This is a genomic window from Bacillus sp. Xin1 (genome assembly GCF_013314535.1).
Lineage (GTDB): Bacteria > Bacillota > Bacilli > Bacillales > Bacillaceae_G > Bacillus_A.
In genome coordinates this window covers 63,600-71,387 of record NZ_JABUAE010000026.1, presented here as the reverse complement: position 1 = coordinate 71,387, position 7,788 = coordinate 63,600, and the positions used below count along the sequence as shown (strand labels likewise).

The 7,788-nt window shown below is 33.4% G+C and carries 9 protein-coding genes; 4 read left to right on the top strand and 5 right to left on the bottom strand.

Features of this window, described 5'->3' with window-relative positions; genetic code table 11:
• Nucleotides 1-30: 30 nt before the first annotated feature.
• Nucleotides 31-678 carry a cyclic di-AMP binding protein CbpA gene (gene cbpA / locus HRG09_RS19750; protein WP_174102572.1) on the bottom strand — a complete coding sequence of 216 codons (648 nt, stop codon included), beginning with the start codon at nt 676-678 and terminating at the stop codon, nt 31-33.
• A 439-nt stretch (nt 679-1,117) separates the two neighbouring features.
• Here cbpA and HRG09_RS19745 point away from each other — a divergent pair, with 439 nt between their 5' ends.
• The 3 genes from HRG09_RS19745 to HRG09_RS19735 all read left to right on the top strand — a co-directional run bounded on the left by HRG09_RS19745 (nt 1,118) and on the right by HRG09_RS19735 (nt 4,009).
• Nucleotides 1,118-2,005 (top strand): hypothetical protein, encoded by an 888-nt coding sequence (locus HRG09_RS19745; RefSeq protein ID WP_174102571.1) that lies wholly within the window; start codon nt 1,118-1,120, stop codon nt 2,003-2,005.
• Between the two features lie 212 nt (nt 2,006-2,217).
• A complete protein-coding gene (locus tag HRG09_RS19740; protein WP_174102570.1) occupies nt 2,218-3,525 on the top strand; it encodes a hemolysin family protein in 1,308 nt (435 codons plus the stop codon).
• A gap of 1 nt (nt 3,526) precedes the next feature.
• Nucleotides 3,527-4,009: a DUF456 domain-containing protein gene (locus HRG09_RS19735; protein WP_174102569.1), complete on the top strand. Its 483-nt coding sequence runs from the start codon at nt 3,527-3,529 to the stop codon at nt 4,007-4,009.
• A gap of 24 nt (nt 4,010-4,033) precedes the next feature.
• Here HRG09_RS19735 and HRG09_RS19730 read toward each other — a convergent pair whose 3' ends face one another.
• The gene (locus HRG09_RS19730) at nt 4,034-4,654 is read right to left on the bottom strand and encodes an NAD(P)-dependent oxidoreductase (RefSeq protein WP_174102568.1); all 621 of its coding nucleotides are present in this window, start codon (nt 4,652-4,654) and stop codon (nt 4,034-4,036) included.
• Between the two features lie 112 nt (nt 4,655-4,766).
• Nucleotides 4,767-4,949, bottom strand: coding sequence for a hypothetical protein (locus HRG09_RS19725; protein ID WP_174102567.1), 183 nt, complete (start codon nt 4,947-4,949; stop codon nt 4,767-4,769).
• A gap of 188 nt (nt 4,950-5,137) precedes the next feature.
• On the opposite strand from HRG09_RS19725, the gene HRG09_RS19720 reads away from it, so the two are divergent.
• A complete protein-coding gene (locus HRG09_RS19720) occupies nt 5,138-5,923 on the top strand; it encodes an SDR family oxidoreductase (RefSeq protein ID WP_174102566.1) in 786 nt (261 codons plus the stop codon).
• A gap of 174 nt (nt 5,924-6,097) precedes the next feature.
• Here the strand turns inward: HRG09_RS19720 and HRG09_RS19715 are convergent, their stop codons facing one another.
• On the bottom strand, nt 6,098-6,556 hold the full coding sequence (locus HRG09_RS19715) for a spore coat protein (protein ID WP_174102565.1): 459 nt from the start codon (nt 6,554-6,556) through the stop codon (nt 6,098-6,100).
• Nucleotides 6,557-6,588: 32 nt separating this feature from the next.
• Entirely contained in the window at nt 6,589-7,773 is a 1,185-nt protein-coding gene (gene cls, locus HRG09_RS19710) for a cardiolipin synthase (RefSeq protein WP_174102564.1), read from the bottom strand.
• Nucleotides 7,774-7,788: the final 15 nt, after the last annotated feature.

Below are 7,788 nucleotides of genomic sequence, written 5' to 3'. Positions count from 1 at the left end.
GTTCAAATCATACAGATGGCCTTTCATCTTCTACTCTATTGTTTCCACTTCACGTGGATTATTCATTTCTTCTACGTATACAACACGAAATCCATGATCTTCTAAATCCTTTAATAAAATCTCTAACTCTTCTGCTTTAAATTCTTCACCTAGTGTGAACATAATTCTACGCACTAATAAAGCATTATTGTCGAATGTCATTAAACTTTGAATACCGCTATATTTTTTTAGAACGGTGGATAACTTTTGAATGGCTCCATTATAATCCTGCGTTCCAACCATGACAGAGTATACACTAGAATGAACGCCCCATGCATCTTCTAATAGTTCAAACACCTTTTTATGAGTTAAAATCCCCAAGAATATCCCTTTTTCATCTACTACTGATAAGTATGGTAACTTCTTAATAGTAAAGAATACTTTGAAGAAAGAAGAATCTTCCCTCACATACCCTTCTTTATCATTTAACAATTCTGATAAATCATCTTCTAACGATCCTTTATATTCTAAAATATCTACTTTGTACACATTTCCTAGAAATTTCTCTTGTTTTGCATCTAAAACTGGAACACAACGATAACCCGTTTTATTTAAATGATCCAGCGCTTCTCCAACTGTAAATGAATTTGAACAAAATAGTACTTCTTTTTTAGGCACATAGTTCCCTTTAATCCTCATAAAAAGCCTCCTTATGTTAAAATACTTTCTGTGCCATAACTATATTATATTTTCAGAAAAAAATAAACGTTTTATTTTACTTTTCTGAAAACTTTCTGTATTGTTGTCATCATTTGTTCATGAATGATTCATTTTTTGAAAAAGTTAATAGCTTATCATTTTGTACCTAATTGCCGACTAGAAAAATTATCCTAAATTAATTAGAAGTAACATCCTCATTCATGAATCCTCCACTGATGGAAGTTTTCCTTTATAAATGGGGCTTCGCTTTTTATCATCATATTTAACTTCATAAATAATTTCGAGCTTCCTGCAAATGAATTACTTAAGTATCGCAATTTATACCCATATGTAAAGAAAAAGATATTGTAACTTGTCCAAAAAAACGTTAGAATAATAATAAGAATTTTCTGAATATTCAAAGAGTAGGTGAGCAATTATGTCTTCATTATTTCGTTCTTACACATATCGCTTTTTAATTGGATTCCTAATCATTCTTATCATAAGCCCTCTTCCCGCTATATTATTAACGCATGAATCTTCTTATTTAAAAGGTTTACTTGGGATTTTTTATAATTTCGCTCATTTCCCGTCCATTTCTATTCCCAGGATTGATTGGGTGCATGAATCCATTCTTTTTTCATCTCAACCTATTATAAATTCTACCACAACGCTACATGTTCCAGGACACTCTACCCTTCTATTCCCTTATATGTGGGAGGTATACTTTTTATCAATCATTCGCTTTACACTCACACTGGCAATTGGTTTTTTCATCGGCTTAGCGATTGGGCATTTATTCTTAAAGGCACCAAAGCAATTTAAAAAATACATTTCAATATTGCGCTGGATTCCATACTCATTCAGTACTGCTCTATTACAATGTTCTATCATTTTAATTTCTTTATACATTGCAAGGTACATAACCATTCCATTTTTTTCTTCCCTCATCATCATATGTAGTACATCAATGATTATCGTTATACAGGCAATCAAAAAATGGATTCCGTTTTTAAATAACACTGAAGAACATAATATACGTAATTCATCGTTTCTTATTAATACGCTATTTATGGCAATAGCTTCAGACCATAAATCTATTTTAAGCTCCATTATTCTGTCATTTTTTTATATGGAATGTATTTTTCATACGAAAGGATTACTACAATTTATGATTCAATTTGGAGGAAATTCACCAACTGTTATTACAATTGGACTGCTACTCATTTATATTCCGTATATCATTCTTTCCTTTCTTCAATCTGCATGGGCAACAAACCAGTCTAAACATCAAACTTATGCTATCTCAAAAACAATAATTAAATAAATTAACTTTAAACAATCTCCCTCCTTTTCAAAATGGAGGGTTATTCCCCTTTTATTCAGGGTAAAATACCAACAAATTCATGAATGTTTAGAAAAACATTCCAATATTTACTCATTTCCTTTGACTATTATTTTCATTTCGATTTATTATAAAAGTATAACATACTTGCAGGAGGTGACATCTTTATTCCCGCTTCGGGGTAGAGAACACACTTGGACATATTAAATATTTTTCTCATTTTTGTACTTATTCTCATTTCTGGCTTTTTCGTGGCATCTGAATTTGCGGTGGTAAAAGTACGAAAAAGCCGAATTGATCAGCTTGCAAATGAAGGGAATAAGCAAGCATTAGCTGCTAGAAGTGTTGTTTCTAACTTAGATGTGTACTTATCAGCATGTCAGCTTGGTATTACCATCACTTCTTTAGGACTCGGTTGGCTTGGCGAACCAACTGTAGAACACTTACTACGACCCTTATTTGAAAAAGTAAACATTACTGGCGCAATGGCTAATACACTATCATTCATCATTGCATTTAGTATCATTACTTTTTTCCATGTTGTATTAGGGGAACTTGTTCCAAAATCCTTCGCGATTCAAAAAGCTGAAGTAATTGCATTGAAATTTGCTAAGCCACTCATTTGGTTTGATCGAATCATGTATCCTTTCATTTGGTTGCTTAATAGTACAGCCGTATTCTTTACAAAACTATTTGGCTTAGAACCAGCAAAAGAAAATGAACTTGCTCACTCAGAAGAAGAATTACGATTGATTTTAGGTGAAAGCTTTAAAAGTGGTGAAATTAATCAAACTGAATATAAATATGTAAATAATATTTTCGAATTTGATGATCGTGTTGCCAAAGAGATTATGGTACCTCGTACAGAAATGGTTTGTCTATCTATCGAAAATACATTAGAAGAAAATATGGACATCGTGGCATCTGAAAAATATACACGTTATCCAATTATTGAAAAAGATAAAGATGATATTATCGGGATGCTAAATACAAAAGAAATTTTTCACGATCAAACGAAGGGGATTCATAAACCTTTAGAAGCTTATATACATCCAGTCTTAACTGTATTTGAAACAGTGCCCATCCGTAAAACATTAATTCATCTTCAAAAGAACCGTGTGCAAATGGCAATTGTAATGGATGAATACGGCGGAACAGCTGGACTATTAACAATGGAAGATATTATTGAAGAAATTATTGGTGAAATTCAAGATGAGTTTGATGCAGATGAATCACCAATGATTGAAAAGCGCACGCCAAAACTCACTGTACTAGATGGAAAAGTACTCATTTCAGAAGTAAATGATATGTTTGGTTTACATATTGATGATAGTGATTTAGATACAATTGGTGGCTGGTTACTCTCCCAAGCTGTTGATCTAAATATTGAACCTGGATATTCAATTGAATATGCTGGTTTCCAATTTAAAGCTTTAGAGCTTGACGGGCATCAAATTAAGAAAGTTGCTGTACATAAACTAGATAGTAAAAAGGAGATATAATGTGACTGTTTTATTAACACTTTGTATAATTGCTTGTTTTATCATATCGTTTATTGCGTTTATCTATCCAATTATCCCTGGCATACTTGCACTGTGGGCTGGATATCTTATTTATCATTTTGGTATAAATGGCGGAGAGCTAACAACAAGTTTTTGGGTCCTCCAAATCATTTTTACCATCATTATTTTCGTTGCTGATTTCATTGCAAATGGATACTTCTTAAAGAAATATGGAAGTACCAAATGGAGTGAACGTATAGGAATGATTTCTATTATTGTCGGTTCCTTTTTCTTCCCACCATTTGGTCTCATTATCATTCCATTTTTATCAGTTTTCGTGACAGAAATAATGCATAAAAAAACACCGCAAGAAGCGTTTATGGTTGGAATTGCTACAGTCGTCGGATTTTTAAGTAGTACAGTGGCAAAAGCGATTTTACAAATTATTATGATTATCATTTTTGTATGTTACATTCTTTTTTAACCATCCCTTTTCAGGGATGTTTTTTTAATACGCAATACCTACGCGGCTATTTTCATATACTTCTTCTTTGATTAAAGACCACGCAAAACGCGCCGTATCTCCTACCGTAATTTTCGATCCATCCAGTGGTAACATATTTATCTCTGTCCGGTATGTCCCTGTTTCTTCACCATCAACTAAATGTGTAGGACAAACAACTGTCCAGCATAGCCCACTATTTTTTAATGCTACATAAGCTGATAAATGATCCTCAGCAGCTATCGTACTTCTTCTTTTTGATTCATCCGATTGAAACCGATATATCTTCGGATTTGTTCGTGCTTGTAAAATGCCAGCAGTTCCTATTGTAATAATCCTTGTTATCTTATCTTCTTTCATATGTTTTATAATACTAGGCATGCTGTCCGATAAGGTTCCATTCCCATCAGTTCCAAGAGCACTTAAAACGATATCAGCCCCCTTTAACGCTTTCTTCACATCATTTTTCTGTAATACATCCCCTTCTACTATATGTAGATTGTTATGTTTTACTACAAGCTTATTTTGATTACGAACTAATACTGTGACATCATGTGAATCTTTTAATGCTAGTTTCATTAACTGTGACCCAACTCTTCCAGTTGCTCCAAATATGCATATTTTCATCTCTCTGCTCCTTATTCTCTATTTCTCTCTATTTTTTCTCAAAAAAGAAAAATATACAACTAAAAAAGCTTCCTCATCACCTAAGGAAGCTCCACTTTACAATACTATGCTATTATTTTTTTTCATTTGAATCTGAAGAATTGCTATCTTTACTCGTTTCCTGATCTGTCTTCTCATCTTGCTGCGTTGTTGTTTCTTCCTCTTTCTTCTCTTCCTCACCATTATTATTACAACCTACCAGAAATAAAGAGCTCGCAAGTGCCATTACAGTTAAAGATTTAACCCATTTATTCATTTGCTTATCCCCCTTTTGATAGAATATGTACAATCTCATATTACTTCTCTTTTTTGAAGGAAATATTAGAAAAGAGTAAAGATACGGTAAATGTTTGTAAATTTTCTGATAACATCAATCTTATCTTTTTAATTTCTCAGTGTTTTCACATATAATAAAAGTAATATAAAACAGAAAGGTTGATACATATGGAACTTGGATTAGCTGGAAAAACTGCTCTAGTTGTCGCTTCTAGTCAAGGGTTAGGAAAAGCAATTGCTACGGAGCTCATAAAAGAAGGAACAAACGTTATGCTGCTGAGTCGTAATGAAGAAAAGCTAGCATCTTTACAAACAGAATTGATTGCCCTTAATAAAGGTACTGCCATGTATACAGTTTGTGATGTTACAAATAAAGAGAGCATAAAACAGGCGGTAGAATATACTGTACAAACTTTTGGTGCAATTGATATTTTAGTAAATAATGCAGGTGGTCCTACACCCGGTACATTTGAACAATTAACAGACGAAGATTGGTACAGTTCCTTTGAACTCAATTTATTAAGTTACGTTCGTATGATTCGTGAAGTACTTCCATATATGAAACAGCAAGGCGGCAAAATTATTAACATTGCTTCGTCTTCTATTAAAGAGCCTATCCCTGGACTACTATTATCAAATACATTCCGCGTAGGCATTACAGGTTTAGCAAAAACGTTGGCATCTGAGTTGGCTCCATATAACATCTTAATTAATACGATTGCTCCAGGGCGTATTGCTACAGATCGTGTTGCTTCTTTAGATAAAACAGCTGCCGAAAAACGTGGAATTACGGCAGAAGAGATTCAAAAACAATATGAAGCGATTATACCTCTTGGAAGATACGGCCATCCTAGTGAATTCGCAGCATTTGCTACATTCCTTGCATCCGATGCAAATACATACATGACCGGACAATCATTCCTTGTTGATGGTGGAATGGTAAAAAGCTTATAAATAGCCAGCCCATATAGCGCACTGAAAAAATGATTACTAAAAAACAACTTTCATTTTATCGCTATGTGAAAATGAAAAAGAAGTTCATCATCTATCTATAGTAGATGATGAACTTCTTTTTCTCATTAAGCGAACCTTTTCAGTGACCTTCAACTCATATGCCTCCTTGTTTTTCTACGCAAATCTTTCGTCTTCATATATATTTTCTACTTTATATTCTTTTTTCACAACGTATTGCCACACACTATATGCATAACGATTCATTTTAACGAAACAACTTTCCAGAAAAGATCGAAACTCTGGATTCGCAACTTCTACTGCAACTTGGGCAAACCTGAGTGCTAATCTTTTTAAATTCGAAATATAGGCAATAGCAATTTCGGTATCACTTTTACTAGTGTTTCTCATAGATATATTACTTTGGATAGGGGGAGATTTTAGTTGTTCACAAATAATATGCTGTACATTTTCACCCTCTTGAAAATTCACCTGTTCATTGTATGCTTGTAAAATATAGGGCAAATGTTGTTTGAATATATCTCCTAACTCTTCATCTCTCACCTTATTCATACACTCACCGATCATATAAATCACTTCATAACTACACTTCATTAATTCTTCCATACATCTCATAGTATAGCTCCCCCTTTCGTCTAAATATATGCCTATAAATAGAAAGCCAGAACATTTGCCATCTTTGCTAAAAACCAATCCCAACTACTAATTTTGTCAAAATCTTTGTCTGTTAATCGTTTAGAATCATGAAAATCCTTCTGTAATTTCCCCCATACTTCCGCAACAACTGCTTTATCATAGATAAAACAGTCTGATTCTGTATTTATATAAAAACTACGCATATCAAAATTTGCTGTCCCTACATCAGCACTTATATCATCAATGATTGTCACCTTCCCATGAAAAAAGCCATCTCGGTATTGATAAATTTCCGCTCCTTCATCTAGCATCTTTTTTAAATGTGGATAAGCAGCTTGTTTTAACAACAGTGCATCACTTTTAAAAGGAACAAGAATCTTTACAGCAACTCCACGCTGTAATGCCTCTTGCAAAACACTTATCATTTCTTTTCCTGGTACAAAGTATGGCGTTGCAATAACAATTGACTTTTTAGCCTGCTTCAATAGTCCACTATACTCTTTCCAAAATCCTTTTCCATCAGAAAATATATACTGATATTTTGTACTTCCTTGTATAGAATCCCCTTTATATAAAGAAAGCTTTTCACCAGTATCCGCATGCCAATCTTCTGCAAATTTCCGCTCCATATCAACTGCTCCATCTCCTTCAATACGCAGTTGATAATCACGCCATCTCCCGAATTTAGGATCCTTTCCGAGATACTCCTCTCCGATGTTAAAACCACCAATATAAGAAACTTTCCCATCAATCACTGCAATACGACGATGATTACGTTGATGCAGTGAATAAAAAAGATTCTTTAATTTAGGTTTTTTACTAAAAGTAAACTTAACACCCTTTTCTTTTAAGCGTTGAATCACTTTTTTCTTAATTTTATAGCCACCAATACGGTCCACTGATAATTTCACATCTACACCACTCGATGCTTTTCTCTCTAATAGTTGTAAGAAATCACGACTTACTTTATCTTTACCTACAATATAAAAATGAAGATAAACAAATTTTTCAGCACGATTTATATCTTCAAACAAGTTTCGATTCAAATCTTCCCCGTTTGTATACAATTGAAAATTCCCATTTCGAATTTGTGATATTTCAAGTTGATTCGTCATTTTCTTCCCCATTTCTAGATCGATGTTCATCCATATGACTACACCTATGATACATAACAAGATGGTTATACATTTTTTCATGGATAAAACCCTTTC

Excerpts from the sequence above, each read along its gene's own strand:
- HRG09_RS19730 (WP_174102568.1), bottom strand. The coding sequence starts at position 4,654 with ATGAAAATATGCATATTTGGAGCAACTGGAAGAGTTGGGTCACAGTTA.
- HRG09_RS19715 (WP_174102565.1), bottom strand. The coding sequence starts at position 6,556 with ATGAGATGTATGGAAGAATTAATGAAGTGTAGTTATGAAGTGATTTAT.
- HRG09_RS19725 (WP_174102567.1), bottom strand. The coding sequence starts at position 4,949 with ATGAATAAATGGGTTAAATCTTTAACTGTAATGGCACTTGCGAGCTCT.
- HRG09_RS19720 (WP_174102566.1), top strand. The coding sequence starts at position 5,138 with ATGGAACTTGGATTAGCTGGAAAAACTGCTCTAGTTGTCGCTTCTAGT.
- cbpA (WP_174102572.1), bottom strand. The coding sequence starts at position 678 with ATGAGGATTAAAGGGAACTATGTGCCTAAAAAAGAAGTACTATTTTGT.
- HRG09_RS19745 (WP_174102571.1), top strand. The coding sequence starts at position 1,118 with ATGTCTTCATTATTTCGTTCTTACACATATCGCTTTTTAATTGGATTC.
- cls (WP_174102564.1), bottom strand. The coding sequence starts at position 7,773 with ATGAAAAAATGTATAACCATCTTGTTATGTATCATAGGTGTAGTCATA.